Raw genomic sequence first — 16,047 nt, 5'->3', positions numbered from 1 at the left:
AAAAGGGCTATTCCCGGAAAAATTATTTTTTTGAAAGCAGTACCATAGTAATAACCAGTTCCATATTCCGTTTACAAAATGCAATGATGGATGCCGTTGCTACCTTTAGATGGTTTTTTACCGTATAAATACTGAGGTCCATTATTTCAGCGATCTCTGCCACCTTAAAGCCCTCCTGCCTGCTGAGCAGGTAGGCCTTTTTCTGCTGTGGCGGCAGGCGGTCGATCGCTTTCTGTATCAGGTGATTGATCTCTTTTTGCTCCAGTTTGGGCGCCAGCAGGGTTTCTGCAAGGGCTGCTCTTTCCTGCTCCTGCTGTACTTTGCGCGTCAGCCGCTCCTTTGCAGCTTTTTCCAGCACATTGAGGGTATGATTTTTTACAATAATTTTGAGCCAACCCTCAAATTGCCGTACTTCCCTCAGTTCAGCCCGTTTATCCCATATTTTTAAAAATACATCCTGTACGATATCTTCTGCTATCGTTTGAGAGCGGCTCAGGTAATACCCGATAGCATATATCTGCTGATGGTAACGGTTATATAACTGCCGGAAGGCGCGCTCATCGCCCGAAACAATCCTTCCCAACAGAACCCCGGTTGTTACTTCCATAAATAAACCCTGCTATGGCAGATAAAAGTAGGTATTAAATTCCAAATGCTGCCCTTAACCGGGTAAAGGACCGGGTACTTTGCTGAAATTAAAAAGCCAGGGTAAAAACCCCGGCCGGCTCTAAGTTTTAATCTTGTCCAATTACATAGTGCAAATTATTTAATATTTCAATACGCGTTCGTCACCATTTTTAGTGACACACCAGGCAGCAGCCAATCGCCCCCCCGCGTTCATTTTGCGCCCGGTCCGGTCTTTTCTGCCACGGGTTCTAAGGCAAAACCCGCCCTGCCAGTCCCCGCTGGTAACCTCCAAGCCGGCAAAACCCCTCTGCGTATGCACAGCCTGCTGCCAGTCCCCGGAACTTCGCCTGCGTTCCGATCAATTCAAGCACATCTGTATTTGCCTCATCCTTCATGTCTTTGAGCCGGCTTTATGACATTGCAACATCTTCTTTTTGATTTCAGAAACACCCTTTATATCTACATACCCGGAAGGCATAAACCCGATCCCGCAAACAGTGTCCATATAATAGATCTACGCCTCATTTAAACGGCAGGGAGGAAACGACTGGCCGGTGATGCCATACGCCCCGCTCTTATGTTTGCATGCCGGGGCCACCCGTTTCTTTGTGCTCCCGGCCGGGATCCGCTAAACCCAGGTTTCCAATTGATGCCGGAAGAATATATCCCGGCAGTGCATTCCGGGCAGTTTCCTGCCGGCCTCCGCCGGCGGGCAGCCTCTTTTTCTGCATTTCATTAGCCGGATTTGCCGGCAGCAAAGCTACCACACACCGAAAGAATGGCCGGTGATAGAAACGGCGCCTTAAGAATACCGGTCGGGGAATTTTAAACGCATCGCCCCAAAACTTGTTTGCCTTCCGCCCTGAATCGTTGTATATTTATTATCATACTTTTGCCCCACACGATTTGTATAATGGCCGGTGATAACGTAATAGGGCGGTGAACAATCACTGGTTGTAACAACGGGCTCCCGGTGGCATCTGTAAACATTAAAAGCCCTGTTATGCACCGGGCTGGGGTACATCGTAACCTGACAGGGCCACGCGGGCTGTTAAACATTATGGATAAAATTGTAATAAAAGCATGAAAGATCAGCGGCGGGGGTTGCTCCTCCTACTATGTATTGTGGCACTCAATAGTTTTGCTCAAACCAGCCATCCCAATATCATTTATATCCTTGCGGACGACCTTGGCTACGGCGATATAAGCGCATTAAATGCCTATTCAAAGATCCCCACAAAAAACATCGATGCGCTGGCCGATGCCGGCATGGTATTTACAGATGCACACAGCAACTCGGCCGTATGTACGCCTACACGTTATGGCATACTAACAGGCCGCTATGCCTGGCGTACCCGTTTGCAAAATGGCGTACTATGGAGTTATGATGCCCCGCTGATCGCCCCCAACCGCAGCACCATTGCGTCGCTGTTAAAACGCCGTGGTTACCAAACCGCCTGCATCGGCAAATGGCATTTGGGGCTGGGTTGGCAAAAGGATGCCAATGGCCGCATCGATTTTACGCGGGAGATCAGCGGAGGTCCTGCTTCCCTGGGGTTCGATTATTTCTATGGCATTACGGCTTCCCTTGATATACCCCCCTATTTTTATATAGAAAACAACAAAATCACGGCTACTGCTATCGACAGCATAAAAGGAAGCAATGGCATGGGGTTCTGGCGTGCAGGTCCCATCGGAAATGATTTTGAACATGCTACCGTGCTGCCCCGGTTTACACAGAAAGCAGTAACCTACATTAAAGAAAAATCACGGAGCAAGGCCCCGTTCTTCCTGTACCTGGCATTGCCCTCACCCCATACGCCTATTCTTCCTTCGGCGTCCTACAAGGGCAAAACCGCTACCAATGACTATGGCGACTTTGTGCTGATGACCGATGATATGGTAGGGTGCATACTGCAGGCTGTAAAAGACGCAGGCATTGGGAATAACACCCTCATTGTTTTTACCAGTGACAACGGGGTTTCCCCATCTGCCAATCTAAAAGAGCTGAGTGCTGCAGGGCATAGCTCCAGTTATACCTTCAGGGGAAACAAGGCCGATATTTATGAAGGCGGGCACCGGATCCCTTTTATTGTAAAATGGCCGGGTATGATACCAGCGGGCACTTCGTCCGGCGTTACGGTTTGCCTTACCGATTTTATGGCAACAGCTGCGGCACTTACCGGTCCGCCATTAAAAGCTACGGAAGGAGAAGACAGCTATGATCTTCTGCCCCTGCTGCTGCAGAAAGGGAAATATAAAAGAACCGCCACCATTCATCATTCTATCGACGGCAACTTTGCCATACGTGAGGGCAAATGGAAATTGGAATTTGCCTACGGCTCGGGAGGATGGAGTGTTCCTGTAGAAAAAGAGGCCCGGCAACAGTCCATGCCTCCGCTGCAATTATACAATCTGGAACAAGATCCCGCCGAGCAGACAAATGTTGCAGCACAAAATCCGGAAATAGTAGCCCGGCTGAAGCGCAACCTGCAGCATATTATCAGCAACGGCAGGAGCACGAGCGGTACTCCGCAGGCAAACGATGTAAAAGTAAATTACCTGCAATATCAATAATCAGAATTCATGCAGCACTGTACATTGCAACAGTAGGTAGCTTGCGGGCATGAGTTTTTAACGCCCGTTAACAGGTGGCTGTTTTTTACCACGGGTGTTCCACAATTCCCGTATTGTTTCTTCAACGTTTAAACCGTCGGGGTTATTGGCAGATCTTGTGTTGCCCCTGTATTTTCCCGGGCCTTTTCCTTCGCACAAACTCACCACCCTGCTTACCGGCATTTGCAAAAATCCGTTCGGATCCTGCTCACGGATCCAATGATCGGCATATTTTAACCATTGTTTACGATAATCCTCACTTTGCAGGTAAAACCAGGTAATTTCATCATAGCCCCATATAAAATGACTGGTAATGGTGGACCGGCCCGGCGTACTGCTGCAGCCGAAATTATCAAACTCAACCAGGTAGGGCAATGAGCTGCACAACCAGCCACTCGGTGTAACCCCTCCCCTGCTACGCCCGTAAAGTGCATCCAGGTATCCCTTTTCCAGCAATGCCTGCCGGGGCTTATCCGGTATTTCTTTAATGCGCAGGGGAAAGCTGTTAAAGTCCAGCAGGCTGGCCCCATCCACGATCATGCCCCCCGTTGGAACATGCGCATCCAGCAATACCCAGCCACGACGCGTTGCAGTACGGGCATACCTTCTCAATTTATCGATGAACGCCTTCCAGTGATGCAGATCCGGATCCGCCATCCCTATTAATGCCGTTTGCCCCAGATGCAGGGCTTCGCACCCGATTTTGAAATACGTGCCTGCGAGGAACAGGAACCACAATTGGGTTTCCTGTTGTGCAATATCCGGCACGCTGGATCCGGTATGCCAGTGATCAACCATCTTTCCCCCGGGATTCAGCATCCGCTCATAACGGAAAGAGCGTTCCTCCGGAGGAAGCCCCATGGCTTCAAAGGTCCAGGCGGGTATGGGGATCTTATTTACCTCGCGGGTAACGATCTCGAAAATAGCCGCCTGAAAAACCACCTCCCTATCAAAAGCATGTACCCGCCCGATCAGTTTTTCTGCCTGCTCCAGGTAGCCGGGAACCGTTAATGCAGCTTCCCGGCCCCAGCGATAAATGGCCCGGCCGATAAATTTCGCCCCTGTGTTCTTTATCAATCTTATATCATCCTCTTTATAGGGATAGGGACCATCAATTCCAAAGGGATCCACTGTCAGAAACTCGGTCATGGTAACCGACCGCTCAAGATAATTGCTCAATACCGGTAAGGAGATCCCCGACCTGTTAAAGTGAAATGACTTTGATGGCGCCGCCGGCTTCCGGGCCACGCTGCAGGACAGGAACAATAAGCCAATAGCCGCCAGGCATGCAGGTAGCTTCATTCGTATACTTTTTATCCCGGGGTATTGGTGAATCACTGCTCCGTTCCGATATTACCGTTAACAAAAGCGTTTTGGATCTTATTGATGATATTTACTTTTCCTTTTACCGTATTTTCACTTACGATGGCCCGCGATACGCTTTCGCCTATAGCAACCTGCGGGGCATTGGTTCCAAAATCACATCCCCTTACCAATAAAGTACCGCTGTTTACCTGTATGGATGGGAGCCCCTCTTTGTTCCGGTCCCACTGTACAAACGTACAATCAGAAAACCCAATGGTTCCCGTTCCGTCGATCATTGCGTTCCGGTTGCAGGGCCCCCAGAATGCACAATTTACAAACCGGACATTCCCTTTATTCGCTCCGGTTACCACCACCATCGTAGGATCTGCGCCCTCCATTGCAACAAATTCGCCATTAGTGATCAGCAAACCGTAGGGAGCGCTTTGTTCTACCAGCACGGCCGTTTGACAGTCGTCGGCGCCGATACCAAGAAAATTTCCGTTACAGGCCCCGGTGCTTCCGCTGCTGGCGCCAAATTTATACCCCGTCTTATAACCAAAGCAAAAGGTATTGAATACATAATGCCAGTCGGTACGTTCGAAAATAAAAGCTTCTCCATTTTCTTTCTGCCAGTTAAAAAGTCGGGGTTTCATACTCCACCAGGGATTCCAGTGAACATTTTCAATACGGCCGATATCGTAAATACCATCCACATAGATCCCTCTCCGCAGGGCCTGCCCACTGATATTGCGGATCAGCGCCCTTTCGTTTTTTGATGCATCAATAGCATTATACGGGTTCAGCATCTCAACATCCAGGACGGCAGGATTTTTTCCCCGCATCGCTATACCCCAGGGATAAGGCTCCGGAATATTTTCAGGATCCTGCAGGGGCCAGTATAGAACCACTCCCCGTAAAGTACTATTCGTATTTAATGTAATGAACGGGGCTGCGTCTTCCGTTCCCCTGTTACCTGTAATTAAAAAAGTGGTACCGTCATCCCCAGGCTTCGGTAACCCTTTGTTACGAATGCCGTTATGTGAGGGTACAGATTCGAAAGCCCCTTTTAGCGTCACAGCCTGTGGAATATTCAAACTCCCTTTAAAAAGATAGGTACCCCGGGGAACATACACGGTACCACCCTTTGTTCCAAACGAGGTAAGCGCCTTTTGAAAGGCCCCGGTAGCATCCGCCTGTCCATCGGGCCGGGCTCCAAAATCAAGTACTGATACCACATCGGCAGACTCCGGGTGGGGGTTGATATTGACATTTTTATCCTTCTGGGCAGCGCTCCAAAGTGTTGTCAGCAACAACAATACCGCCAGGCAGAAAGATCTTCTGCTCCTTTTGAAACTTTTCATACACATGGTAAACCTATTAACCGTTAAGCTTTCGTTCCTGATCGTGCACCTGATAGTTACGCTCCCGGATCACAGGATCAATTCCGGCGCCGGGAAAGAGCCCGCTGTCCCGGACCTTCATCCGGTCATCAATCGCATTCTTCGTCAAAAGAAAGCCCCCTGCCGCTTCAAATAGAGAAGGCAGCAATCAGGATCATAAATGCCAGTTCTGCAAACTGCACCCCCATACGTTAACGCAACCGTACAAATGCACTCTTCATCGCCCCGGGTATACTTTTACATTTTTCAGCAAGCTTCTCTTCTACGCAATGGTCAGTATCTGCATCCTGCAAATCAGGGCCACAAGTTAATTGAAATTCCGGATTGTCCCGGCTAAAAAAGTATTTTATGCATTTATGCGTATTACACAGAAAAAAGCAGAATTTCGCGGCCGATTATTCAATATGGAGCATTTTTTTGAATTACCTGTTCGCTATAAAGGAGCAACATTAATTTTGAGAGGCCGGCTTGTGACCTTTGCCTATTCTTACAAATTTTATGTAATGGTCAATGGCCGGGAGCTGATTTTTGAACGCGATGACGAGCAGCAGTTTCGCGTGTTGCAGGAAGCTTCAGAGGATGCTTCGGAAATTGACCGGGAATTGATACAGCAGATCATCATTACGCTGAATGACCTGCAGCAGGTATAAACGGCTGGCAGGAGCGGAATACCTCAGAACAACGATGACCGGTGCATTGATCAGACATTTGTTTTTAACGTATCCTTCAGACCAGAGCCCGTCTTTTCTGTTATGTTCCCCTGTTTCAGACCAGGTTTGCCCTGACGGGTTTCATCCGCAGCCTGAATGATAAACCTGTAATCGCCGGCTTCCAGAACCTCAAACTGTATTTCGCCGTTTTCGCCAACCGTCAGACCTGTCATCGCCTCGCCGGAATTTTTACCCCCCTGTACCACCACTCCATGCCGCTGCCGGGCATCGGGTCCTGTAAGCGTAAACCGGTAATTGCCGGGCTCCAGGCCATTCAATTCAAATTCGCCTTTATCATTACTTAAGATTGTCAGCTGATGTCCGCCGGGATTGTGCCCTCCCTTGACAATCACCCCCTTAATGGGTTGACCGGGACGGGCTTGTCTGGCAGGATCGTACATAGGATCAACTTCGTTTGTAATTTCCCCTTCATACAATGGATTATGGCCATCATGAGCCGCCATGCCCTGTGCAACTTTCTCTCCGAAATTCAATCCCTGCGTTTGTTTTACAGTTGTAGGCGTCATGGAAAGACGGCCGGCTGCATAAGACGAAGACACAGCCCCGCCGGGCTTGGCAGGTACCCCTTTGCTGGAATCATTAACCGTCCTGGCATTGGCACCTGCCTGAAGGCCACCGGCAACTTTTTCTCCGAAACTGCTGACCGGTGTCTGTCTTGCTGTTGCAGGCGTCATGGAAAGACGGCCGGCTGTATAAACGGAAGCATCTGAATTACGAACCGGCTGCTGCGCAATAGCCTCCCCTGCTGTTACTGCAACAAGGAGAATCAATAATATTCTTTTCATAACACATGGGTTTTAGATTGTCTTTACCTGTTTTACCTTCAGATCAACACAAACAGTATTTTGTTACCCATGCAATGCGCATAATATGCAAACAAACAGTTATCCGGTTCGGTACACTCCGGTAAATGCCCGCCTGCCAAAGGCCGGCGCAGTATTGCCTGGCCTGTCAGGGGTTTATAGCGGTGAGGAGATAACACAATCCCGGGCGCATCCCTCCGTCCCGGTCTCTGCGTTCCACAGGCAGGAATAAAAAAAGGCTGCAGTTCTTGCAGCCTTTTCAAAAATATACCGGAAGGTTCCTTATAGTTTGGTAATAACGCCACATCCGACACGGGGGCCGCTATTGCCTGTAGGCTGGGTTTTGTAGTCATCAGTACCTCCATGCACAATAACAGCACGGCCAATGATCTCTTTATCACCTGGCTCTACGCTCCAAAGGTCCGTGGTTACACTCTTGGTGCCATGACCGGAAGCGTCCAATTTAATATTGCCGATATCACCTGAGTGAAAAGCTGCGGATCCCCATTCACCATGGTTGGATTTTGTAGGGTTCCAGTGGCCGTGAGAATTTTCGCCTTTCATACCACAGTCTCCATGCTCATGAAAGTGAACCGCAACATTGCTGTCGGCCCTTTCCGGCATATTAATCTCCAGGTCCAGCCGGATCTTACCATCGGTCAGCTTATAAAACTTTGCAGTACCGATGTTCTTGGTACTGTCGCTGGTTAACTGTAGGTTGGCTACTGCCACCTGTGTTCCTTCCGGTGTAACCGCATCTGATGTTGCCGGAGGCATTGTATCTGCAGGTGCCGTGGCGGTGGTATCAGCCCCGTTTTTTTCTGTAGCGCTGTTTCCGCAGGATCCCAGGATCAGCAAGGCGGCAACACCTGCGGAGAAGAACATTTTTTTCATAATCATTATTTTTTAAAGTGTTGAGAGATGCACTATTAATACGCAAAACTAAATGAATTATTGTAATAAACAGGGCATGGTACCAGCAGAATTGTAATTTCGCCTGGATCATAACAACCGTACCTGCGCTTATCCTTTAACGATTCCCGCGCGGTACGTGGATCAGAATAGTTAATTTCATGCATCAAAAACAAGAAAAAAGAACGATGGAAAATCCATGGAGCGTACTGGACAAACAGGATGTATATGATAATCCCTGGATCCGTGTTACGGAATATAATGTGATCAACCCTTCGGGAGGGAAAGGGATCTATGGGAAAGTCCATTTCAAAAATATAGCGATCGGCATCCTGGTGATCGATGCGGATCAGAACACTTTTTTGATCGGTCAGTACCGCTTTGTACTTAATGCATACTCCTGGGAAATCCCGGAAGGCGGTTGCCCGGAAGGGAGTGATCCCCTGGAAAGTGCAAAAAGGGAATTACTGGAAGAAGCAGGACTGGAAGCATTGCAATGGAAAGAGCTGCTGCAAATGCATCTATCTAATTCTGTATCGGATGAACTGGCCATTGTATTCATGGCTACAGACCTGGTGCAAAAGACACCACAACCCGAGGAAACCGAACAACTGGTGATAAGAAAACTCCCCTTGCAGGATGCATTGGATATGGTTGAAAGAGGAACCATCACTGATGCCATTTCCGTTGCTGCATTGCAGAAAGCGGCGCTGCTGCTGGAGAGAGGGCATCCGTTGTTCTGATCCCTGAGAACCGGGTATTTTAAGAACCTAAAATATGGGATATGAAACAGGACCCTTCACGATTACCACATTTCAATGACCCGCGCCTGAAAACAGTTCGGGTCATCAGTAAATTAATGGATGAGCAATTCTCCATTGGAAGGTTTAAGTTTGGACTGGACCCCGTCCTGAACTTCATACCCGTACTGGGAGACGTAAGCGGGTACCTGATGTCGATCGGGCTGATCATTACCATGGCTCAACATGGGGCGTCGGGCAAGCTGGTAGCAAAAATGGTTCTCAATGCTACCCTGGATGCTTTTGCCGGAGCTATTCCTGTTTTGGGGTGGGTCTTCGATTTCGTTTACAAAGCCAATACCCGGAACCTGAAACTGCTGACAGAACATTATACAGAAGGCAAACATAAAGGCAGTGCCCGGTCGGTTATTTTTGCCGTGCTGCTCGTAGCGGCAGGCATTCTTGTGCTTCTCGTTATCCTGGCTATAAAGTTCCTGCAGTGGATCATTGAGTGGGATGAAAAATCGAATGGATTAAAATTTAATTTTTAAGGCCCGATTTTCTTTTCTTTGCGTGGTGAAAGAGTTCAGAAAAAAACAACAACGACCCAAAAAGTCCAGTCTCGTTTACGGAAAGGCTGCTGTATTACAGGCCCTGGAGCAGGGTGAGGCACTTGACCGTATTTATCTCGACCAGAAACTGAATGATCCCGGTGTAGGTGAGATACGGCGCCTGGCTACCGCCAAACAGGTTCCGGTCAACTATGTGCCCGCTGTAAAGCTGGCCCATTTTAATGTAGCGAACCACGAAGGCGTTATCGCCCAGAAATCGAGGATCGTTTACCAGAACCTGCAGGACCTGCTCTCCTTTGTCATCGAAAACGGGGAGGTGCCCCTGTTCCTGATACTGGATGGGATCACCGACGTACGGAATATTGGCGGTATTGCCCGAACAGCCTGGTGCTGTGGTGTGCAGGCAATCATCATACCGGATAAAGGGGTAGGCGCATTAAATGAAGACGCGATCCTGACCTCCGCCGGGGCGCTGGAAAAAATTCCCGTTTGCAGGGTCAACAGCCTGATGAAGGCGGTTGATGAGTTACATCTGAACGGCGTTACCGTATTTGCCAGCGCCATGGATGCTTCGCTGCCGGTGGCAACAGCGGACCTCAGCGTTCCGGCCGCCATCATAATGGGAAGCGAAGAAAAGGGCATTTATCCTGCCCTTTTGAAAATATGTGATACAAGGATCTCGATTCCCATGCAGAACCATTTTGAAAGCCTGAATGTGTCGGTGGCTACCGGAATGATCCTGTACGAAGCGATGAAACAGCGGATGCAGGGATAGTTGCCGGCCCGTACAGGATAAGAGCAGCCGCGTTGCAGCAGGCCCGGGCGATACAAAGTCTGAACTATGATTTTTATGAAACGATTCTTTTTGCTGTTGCCTGCCGGGCTTCTTCTGTTTGGCTGTTCATCCAAACTGAACCGCTCCCGTACCGGGGAGGACGCGTTTACATTATCGAAGCAGGAAAAAAAAGAAGGATATGTATCCCTGTTTGATGGGCGCACCCTCTCCCACTGGATCGACAGGAACCACCAATATGAAGTTGCAGACGGCGCCATTGTGAAGAAAATAAAAGGGTATGGTAATTTATACTCAGCAAAGGAATACCATGATTTTGTGCTCCGGTTTGAGTTTTTGCTGACTCCTGCCGCAAACAATGGCCTGGGGATCCGTCATAAGCTGGCAGACGGGGCCACCGGATATGACGGAATGGAACTTCAGATCCTGGACAACGACGCAGCCCCGTACAAAGATCTTAAGCCCTACCAGTACCACGGTTCCCTCTATGGATATGTTCCGGCAAAACGAGAGGGGCTAAAACCGGCCGGGCAATGGAATAACCAGGAGGTTCAGGTACAGGGATATAAAGTAAAGATCGTTCTGAACGGGGAAACCATTTTAGATACCGATATAAAAAATCTTCCGGCAGCAGCGCTGGCAAAGGACCCTAAATTGCTGTATGAAAAGGGACATATCGCATTTCTGGGACATGATTCAGAAATACGGATCCGGAATATCCGGGTTCGGGAATTATAGGCCTGCAAAAGGGCTAAGGAACGCGGGCAGATTCCCGGCCAGGCAGATCACGTAAATCAGTATTGCCCATACCCTGTGTAAAATATTTTATATTTTGTATAAAAAAAATGTCAAAAAGTTTTGACATAAAAAAAGCAACCACTATATTTGCACTCCCAACGGAAATAACACAAGCATCGGTAGCTCAGTTGGTTAGCAAGAAGTTCTTTTTTAAAAATAGTTGGATCGGTAGTTCAGTTGGTTAGAATGCCGCCCTGTCACGGCGGAGGTCGCGGGTTCGAGTCCCGTCCGGTCCGCAAAAAAGGATTATCAGCAATGATGGTCCTTTTTGCTTTTTACCCCACTTTACTTTTAAGGGGCTGACTTTCAGGTTCTAATAACAGAACTCTCTAAAATTCCTTACTACCTTTAAAACAGCTTAACAATTTAAAAAAGTAGACTAAAAGTAGACTAAAAATTTAGGCTACCGGAGTCAATAAAATTGTTCAAGCTATGGCACTCCCAGTTAAGTTAATTTGTCGCACAGGCCAGGTTCACGCTGATGGAACCTGTTCCATTTTTGTTCAGTACTGCTGCAATGAAAGCCAGAAACCTTTGTTTGGAACGGATGTTAAAATACCTCCTACCTATTGGGATAAAGCAGGTCGCTGTATTAGTGAACGGCTTCCTGCAAATCATGGAGATTACAATGAGCTCAATGATGAACTAAAGAGGTTAAAAAAAATTGTCGAAGACATTGTAACCTATGCAGGGTTAAAGAAAATCCCACTTGAAGCTCGCGCCCAATTTGCAAAGACGCATTTTTCGCCAACGTTTGACTTTAACGATATTGAGACAAAAGAAAAAGAGGCAGCAGAACAGCAGGAAACTGAGAAAAAGAATCGAATAAATGTATACTATCAATTTGATGAGTACATAAAATCCAAGAAACGTAAAGTAAGTAAAGCCACCCTCACCGTTTATGGCAATGTAAAGTCCCATTTACTCGCCTTTGAGGTGTTCCGGGGGCAGGAAATATCCTTTGATAACTTCGATTTTAGCTTTTACGAAGATTTTGTAGACTACCTGACCTTTGAACATATACATATCCGCAGAAAGACGGTGCAGACCGGGCTAAAATTAAACACCATTGGAAAAACGATCAAGCATCTCCGGGGATTTATTAAAGACAGAGTTAAACGAAAAATTGTTAAGCCAATCGATCTTTCTGATTTTAAAATACCGGAGGAAGAAAGTGACGCTATATACCTGACTTATGAGGAAATCGCCAAGATTTATCAAGCGGACTTATCAGAGCATCCATATCTTATTGAGTACCGGGATCTGTTTGTATTAGCCTGCCTAACTGGACTGCGATTTTCAGATTTTTCTACTCTGCGGCCTGAAGATCTGCAACGGGATATGCTTTATAAAAAACAGGAAAAATCTGACCATTGGGTGATTATCCCCTTACGACACGAAGCAAAATTAATTTTCACTCGACAGTTCCGGGATAGAATACCTGAGCTAACGAATCCCGAATTTAACCGGCATATAAAAACTATAGGAAAGCTCGCCGGCATCACTCAAATGATCAAATTTTCTTATAAAAAAGGAAATCAAAATATAGTCGTGACCAAACCAAAGTATGACTGGATTACCTCTCACACTGCCCGGCGCTCATTCTGTACCAATGAGTTTTTAGCCAGCACACCTGTTGAACTCATTATGAAAATAAGTGGTCACAAAAGAACAAAGGATTTTTACAAATATATCCGCATTACACCTGAAGAAGCGGCCAATAAAATTAAAGAATTGTGGTTGGCCCGAAATGATATGAAATTGATAAAAGAGTCGGTAACTGAAATGGAATTGCAGTATAATTAAAAATGAAGGACGAAAGAGGTAGCTCTTCGACAGCAGGTTACTTTAGGCCAGTATAGGTCTATATAATGTGCTTTGCTCCAATATAATCTTAGGTAGCTGCCTTAGTGTATTAAGTTTTTATAGCCGAGAATTATATTCTTTATCAGTTACAAATTCCAGCCAAACGGTTTCCCCCTTTTCCCTGCCGGTTATAGCGATCTGTACAAACGCGGTATCAACGCTGGCACCGTGCCAATGCGGAATATCAGGCGAACATTTTATAACATCACCTTTTCTCAACACTTTCTTTGGCTGCCCCTTTTCCTGGTAATACCCGATTCCGTCCAGTGCCAGGATTATCTGACCCGCGGGGTGAGAATGCCATTTGGTTCTGGCTCCGGGTTCAAAAGTAACGCTGCCCACTGCTATCTGGTTGACGCTATCCGCGTTTACCAGCGATTTTAACCAGGCCGTCCCTGTAAAATTATTATTGGAGATCTTTTCACCTTTTGGGAAAATGATATCCGCATTTGTATTTTCCTGAGATTTTTCTTTGGTTTCATTGCACGATAGTATACCCGCAACAACGCAAAACACCAATAAGAAATGTCCATTAAAATTTATTCTTTTCATTATTACCGTTTAAATACTTATTTTTTACTCTTATTCTTCAACACCTCACTCACCACCTTCTTTGCATTCCTGGCTTCCTTTCTGCCAATCGCCTGCTTAATAACTTCTGTAAATTGCTGCAACTGGTCAGGTGCTATTCCCACATTCAGACAGATATTCAAGTGTGAGCGCAGCATGGGTTCTACGCCTCCGATACTGCTGAGTACTGATACCGTTACCCATTCTCTTTCGGCATAGGTCAGTACATCGCGTTCAAAAATATCAGCAAACAGGTGTTCTTTAAGGAAGACCTCTATTTCCGGAGCAAATGCAGCATAACCCGTTTTAGGTCCTGCCTCCGGTACTCCGGTTAATTTTTCAAGGATGGCTTTACCCCGTTCATACTTACTATGTTCACTACGGATCGGTGATGCCTTCGCACCCATAATATCATTAATACCTTTAGCCTTACGTTCATCCAATACGGCCATAAATGTCTGTAGTCCGCGAAGGCTGCGCGGGAACCCGGCATAGGCATATAAATGAACAAGAACTTCCTTGATCTGGTTTACCGTCAAGCCTGCCTCCAATCCGGCATTCAGCTCTGCTTTAAGTTTTGACAGGTCACCCTTTCCTGCAACAGCAGCGATTCTGATAATGCTTTGCTCCCTGAGGGTCAAGATTACTCTTTTTTCCGGATCACTTTGAGCATTTAACGCAAAGGGAGCAATACTTAATACAATTGCCAACCCTATAAAAAGTTTAAATGTTTTCATGCCACAAAAGGTTTTCGGTGGCTTTATCTGCCGCCGGGAGTCAATAGCCTGGTAAACGATAATACACCTAATTTCCAATTGCCGTTCTGTTTTACATAAACCTCGGTGACCATAAACGGGTTCGTTACTTCATTGCCACCTACAACAGCTAACAGGTCTATTCTATTTAAAAGAATGGCCGTATTATCAATTACTTTCACGGAGACCTCGTGAATATCTGCTTTCTTATACCAAATGCCGCCGCTTTTAATTGTTTCAAGTTCGCGCTGCTTTCCCCAGGAGCCGCCCATGTGAACAAACATAGATTTCTCATCAAAAAGGCTGTCCAGAACGGCAACATTTTTATCTGCCATCCACTGCCACTTTTCCCTCGATAGCTTAATAATTTCCTGGTCTGCGGTGAAATTTTGTGCGGCTGACCATTGTGTACCTGCAATAGCTAAAAACAGGCCGAGCATTACTTTTTTCATACTGAAAATGATTTTATAGATTCTTGCCAAAAAAATCAACAAGTTTATTAACTGCCTTATTTACATATTCCGGCTTCCAATAGGTTTGTATATGAGTAGCGCCATCAATCAGAAATAATTCTTTGTTTTTTGCATTTGTTGCTTTTTTAAACGCTTCATCTGTCATATATTTTGTATCGGCCTTACTTCCCGCCATCATTAAGAGGGACTGGTTGATTAATTCAATCTGATCGGTAGCATCCCAGCTCATCAGGTCCATTAAGCTGCTCGTGGTGTACAAAAAGGTTGAATTGGGATGTGCATGGGTTCTATAATAGTATTCAAATCCTTCCCGATACAGATCGGTCGGGGTTTTGGCAATTTCCTCATCTGTAATACTCGCTACTCCCGAATACAGCATTTTACCACCGGCGGCCTCCTGCGCACGCGCATCTGAAGCTTGTTTTAAGCGTTCCTGTATGGTAGCTAATTGCGAATTCTGAAACCCGTTGCGTCTTACCTCGCCAGAATTAAACATGCTCAATGTTGCCACAGCTTTAAACCGTTTATCCGATTGGGCAGCTTTCAGTGTATAACCACCACCACCGCAAATACCCAAAACACCCAGGCGGTTGGCATCAACCCCTGCATACTGGCCAATAAAATCAGCCATGCCGCGAATATCTTCAGTCCGGTATTGAGGTTTATCTGTATGGCGAGGTTCTCCTCCACTCGCGCCCTGGTACGCAGCATCCGCAGCAATAGTAATATATCCGTTTTCTGCCAGGCGCTGGGCATATAACCCGGCAGTTTGTTCTTTTATACCTCCGTTAGGATGTGCTACCACTACTGCCGGATATTTCTTTGAAGTATCGTAGTTGGCCGGCGTATAAATATTCGCTGCTATATCGATCCCGTTTAGTTTATAGGTTACAGGGTGAATATTTACTTCCCCTTTTTCATTCCTCGTTATTGCCCCATCATATACCAATGTAAAGGGGTTTTGTTGATACTTCTTTTCTGTAGATTGCGCATTTACCATATCAGTAGCAGCGAGTGACGTTGCTATTGCGATTATTGATGTTAATTTTTTCATTTTATATTTATCCTTTTGAAGCGTTAAAGCGT

At 46.7% G+C, this 16,047-nt stretch carries 17 protein-coding genes and 1 tRNA gene; 8 read left to right on the top strand and 10 right to left on the bottom strand.

Annotated features, from left to right (window positions below; translation table 11 throughout):
• Positions 1 to 22 precede the first annotated feature (22 nt).
• Both BLS44_RS10835 and BLS44_RS26505 read right to left on the bottom strand, forming a co-directional pair.
• Entirely contained in the window at positions 23 to 607 is a 585-nt protein-coding gene (locus BLS44_RS10835) for an RNA polymerase sigma factor (protein WP_090390089.1), read from the bottom strand.
• A 268-nt stretch (positions 608 to 875) separates the two neighbouring features.
• The gene (locus BLS44_RS26505) at positions 876 to 1,022 is read right to left on the bottom strand and encodes a hypothetical protein (protein WP_176954376.1); all 147 of its coding nucleotides are present in this window, start codon (positions 1,020 to 1,022) and stop codon (positions 876 to 878) included.
• Positions 1,023 to 1,710: 688 nt separating this feature from the next.
• Here BLS44_RS26505 and BLS44_RS10820 point away from each other — a divergent pair.
• Complete coding sequence (locus tag BLS44_RS10820; RefSeq protein ID WP_090390086.1) at positions 1,711 to 3,204, top strand: sulfatase family protein; 1,494 nt, start codon at positions 1,711 to 1,713, stop codon at positions 3,202 to 3,204.
• A 57-nt stretch (positions 3,205 to 3,261) separates the two neighbouring features.
• Here the strand turns inward: BLS44_RS10820 and BLS44_RS10815 are convergent, their stop codons facing one another.
• On the bottom strand, positions 3,262 to 4,545 hold the full coding sequence (locus BLS44_RS10815) for a hypothetical protein (RefSeq protein WP_218127730.1): 1,284 nt from the start codon (positions 4,543 to 4,545) through the stop codon (positions 3,262 to 3,264).
• A 32-nt stretch (positions 4,546 to 4,577) separates the two neighbouring features.
• Entirely contained in the window at positions 4,578 to 5,909 is a 1,332-nt protein-coding gene (locus BLS44_RS10810; protein WP_176954375.1) for a glycosyl hydrolase family 28-related protein, read from the bottom strand.
• 443 nt (positions 5,910 to 6,352) lie between these two features.
• Here BLS44_RS10810 and BLS44_RS10805 point away from each other — a divergent pair, with 443 nt between their 5' ends.
• Positions 6,353 to 6,598 carry a hypothetical protein gene (locus tag BLS44_RS10805; RefSeq protein WP_176954374.1) on the top strand — a complete coding sequence of 82 codons (246 nt, stop codon included), beginning with the start codon at positions 6,353 to 6,355 and terminating at the stop codon, positions 6,596 to 6,598.
• 50 nt (positions 6,599 to 6,648) lie between these two features.
• On the opposite strand, the gene BLS44_RS10800 is transcribed toward BLS44_RS10805, so the two are convergent.
• Both BLS44_RS10800 and BLS44_RS10790 read right to left on the bottom strand, forming a co-directional pair.
• Entirely contained in the window at positions 6,649 to 7,464 is an 816-nt protein-coding gene (locus tag BLS44_RS10800; RefSeq protein WP_090390083.1) for a carboxypeptidase-like regulatory domain-containing protein, read from the bottom strand.
• A 300-nt stretch (positions 7,465 to 7,764) separates the two neighbouring features.
• Positions 7,765 to 8,376 (bottom strand): superoxide dismutase family protein, encoded by a 612-nt coding sequence (locus BLS44_RS10790; protein WP_090390296.1) that lies wholly within the window; start codon positions 8,374 to 8,376, stop codon positions 7,765 to 7,767.
• A 179-nt stretch (positions 8,377 to 8,555) separates the two neighbouring features.
• Here BLS44_RS10790 and BLS44_RS10785 point away from each other — a divergent pair, with 179 nt between their 5' ends.
• The 6 genes from BLS44_RS10785 to BLS44_RS10760 all read left to right on the top strand — a co-directional run bounded on the left by BLS44_RS10785 (position 8,556) and on the right by BLS44_RS10760 (position 13,103).
• Positions 8,556 to 9,137, top strand: a complete 582-nt coding sequence (locus BLS44_RS10785) for an NUDIX domain-containing protein (protein WP_245729182.1) — start codon at positions 8,556 to 8,558, stop codon at positions 9,135 to 9,137.
• 41 nt (positions 9,138 to 9,178) lie between these two features.
• Positions 9,179 to 9,685, top strand: coding sequence for a DUF4112 domain-containing protein (locus BLS44_RS10780; protein ID WP_090390080.1), 507 nt, complete (start codon positions 9,179 to 9,181; stop codon positions 9,683 to 9,685).
• Positions 9,686 to 9,710: 25 nt separating this feature from the next.
• Complete coding sequence (gene rlmB / locus BLS44_RS10775; RefSeq protein ID WP_090390295.1) at positions 9,711 to 10,481, top strand: 23S rRNA (guanosine(2251)-2'-O)-methyltransferase RlmB; 771 nt, start codon at positions 9,711 to 9,713, stop codon at positions 10,479 to 10,481.
• Positions 10,482 to 10,556: 75 nt separating this feature from the next.
• The gene (locus BLS44_RS10770) at positions 10,557 to 11,237 is read left to right on the top strand and encodes a 3-keto-disaccharide hydrolase (RefSeq protein WP_218127729.1); all 681 of its coding nucleotides are present in this window, start codon (positions 10,557 to 10,559) and stop codon (positions 11,235 to 11,237) included.
• A 222-nt stretch (positions 11,238 to 11,459) separates the two neighbouring features.
• Positions 11,460 to 11,533 (top strand) — tRNA-Asp (locus BLS44_RS10765).
• Positions 11,534 to 11,729: 196 nt separating this feature from the next.
• Positions 11,730 to 13,103, top strand: a complete 1,374-nt coding sequence (locus tag BLS44_RS10760) for a site-specific integrase (protein ID WP_090390078.1) — start codon at positions 11,730 to 11,732, stop codon at positions 13,101 to 13,103.
• A gap of 117 nt (positions 13,104 to 13,220) precedes the next feature.
• On the opposite strand, the gene BLS44_RS10755 is transcribed toward BLS44_RS10760, so the two are convergent.
• Genes BLS44_RS10755 through BLS44_RS10740 form a run of 4 tightly spaced genes read right to left on the bottom strand, consistent with a single transcriptional unit; the run spans position 13,221 to position 16,015 of the window.
• Positions 13,221 to 13,715, bottom strand: coding sequence for a cupin domain-containing protein (locus tag BLS44_RS10755; RefSeq protein WP_090390077.1), 495 nt, complete (start codon positions 13,713 to 13,715; stop codon positions 13,221 to 13,223).
• A gap of 17 nt (positions 13,716 to 13,732) precedes the next feature.
• Positions 13,733 to 14,470 (bottom strand): carboxymuconolactone decarboxylase family protein, encoded by a 738-nt coding sequence (locus BLS44_RS10750; protein WP_090390076.1) that lies wholly within the window; start codon positions 14,468 to 14,470, stop codon positions 13,733 to 13,735.
• Positions 14,471 to 14,493: 23 nt separating this feature from the next.
• Positions 14,494 to 14,940 carry a nuclear transport factor 2 family protein gene (locus BLS44_RS10745; protein WP_090390075.1) on the bottom strand — a complete coding sequence of 149 codons (447 nt, stop codon included), beginning with the start codon at positions 14,938 to 14,940 and terminating at the stop codon, positions 14,494 to 14,496.
• Positions 14,941 to 14,953: 13 nt separating this feature from the next.
• Positions 14,954 to 16,015: an alpha/beta hydrolase gene (locus BLS44_RS10740; RefSeq protein ID WP_090390074.1), complete on the bottom strand. Its 1,062-nt coding sequence runs from the start codon at positions 16,013 to 16,015 to the stop codon at positions 14,954 to 14,956.
• Positions 16,016 to 16,047: the final 32 nt, after the last annotated feature.

Source organism: Niabella drilacis (assembly GCF_900101395.1).
Taxonomy (GTDB): Bacteria; Bacteroidota; Bacteroidia; order Chitinophagales; family Chitinophagaceae; genus Niabella; species Niabella drilacis.
This window is presented reverse-complemented; position numbering and strand designations above follow the sequence as displayed.

Excerpts from the sequence above, each read along its gene's own strand:
- BLS44_RS10835 (WP_090390089.1), bottom strand. The coding sequence starts at position 607 with ATGGAAGTAACAACCGGGGTTCTGTTGGGAAGGATTGTTTCGGGCGAT.
- BLS44_RS26505 (WP_176954376.1), bottom strand. The coding sequence starts at position 1,022 with ATGAAGGATGAGGCAAATACAGATGTGCTTGAATTGATCGGAACGCAG.
- BLS44_RS10820 (WP_090390086.1), top strand. The coding sequence starts at position 1,711 with ATGAAAGATCAGCGGCGGGGGTTGCTCCTCCTACTATGTATTGTGGCA.
- BLS44_RS10815 (WP_218127730.1), bottom strand. The coding sequence starts at position 4,545 with ATGAAGCTACCTGCATGCCTGGCGGCTATTGGCTTATTGTTCCTGTCC.
- BLS44_RS10810 (WP_176954375.1), bottom strand. The coding sequence starts at position 5,909 with ATGAAAAGTTTCAAAAGGAGCAGAAGATCTTTCTGCCTGGCGGTATTG.
- BLS44_RS10805 (WP_176954374.1), top strand. The coding sequence starts at position 6,353 with ATGGAGCATTTTTTTGAATTACCTGTTCGCTATAAAGGAGCAACATTA.
- BLS44_RS10800 (WP_090390083.1), bottom strand. The coding sequence starts at position 7,464 with ATGAAAAGAATATTATTGATTCTCCTTGTTGCAGTAACAGCAGGGGAG.
- BLS44_RS10790 (WP_090390296.1), bottom strand. The coding sequence starts at position 8,376 with ATGAAAAAAATGTTCTTCTCCGCAGGTGTTGCCGCCTTGCTGATCCTG.
- BLS44_RS10785 (WP_245729182.1), top strand. The coding sequence starts at position 8,556 with ATGCATCAAAAACAAGAAAAAAGAACGATGGAAAATCCATGGAGCGTA.
- BLS44_RS10780 (WP_090390080.1), top strand. The coding sequence starts at position 9,179 with ATGAAACAGGACCCTTCACGATTACCACATTTCAATGACCCGCGCCTG.
- BLS44_RS10770 (WP_218127729.1), top strand. The coding sequence starts at position 10,557 with ATGAAACGATTCTTTTTGCTGTTGCCTGCCGGGCTTCTTCTGTTTGGC.
- BLS44_RS10760 (WP_090390078.1), top strand. The coding sequence starts at position 11,730 with ATGGCACTCCCAGTTAAGTTAATTTGTCGCACAGGCCAGGTTCACGCT.
- BLS44_RS10755 (WP_090390077.1), bottom strand. The coding sequence starts at position 13,715 with ATGAAAAGAATAAATTTTAATGGACATTTCTTATTGGTGTTTTGCGTT.
- BLS44_RS10750 (WP_090390076.1), bottom strand. The coding sequence starts at position 14,470 with ATGAAAACATTTAAACTTTTTATAGGGTTGGCAATTGTATTAAGTATT.
- BLS44_RS10745 (WP_090390075.1), bottom strand. The coding sequence starts at position 14,940 with ATGAAAAAAGTAATGCTCGGCCTGTTTTTAGCTATTGCAGGTACACAA.
- BLS44_RS10740 (WP_090390074.1), bottom strand. The coding sequence starts at position 16,015 with ATGAAAAAATTAACATCAATAATCGCAATAGCAACGTCACTCGCTGCT.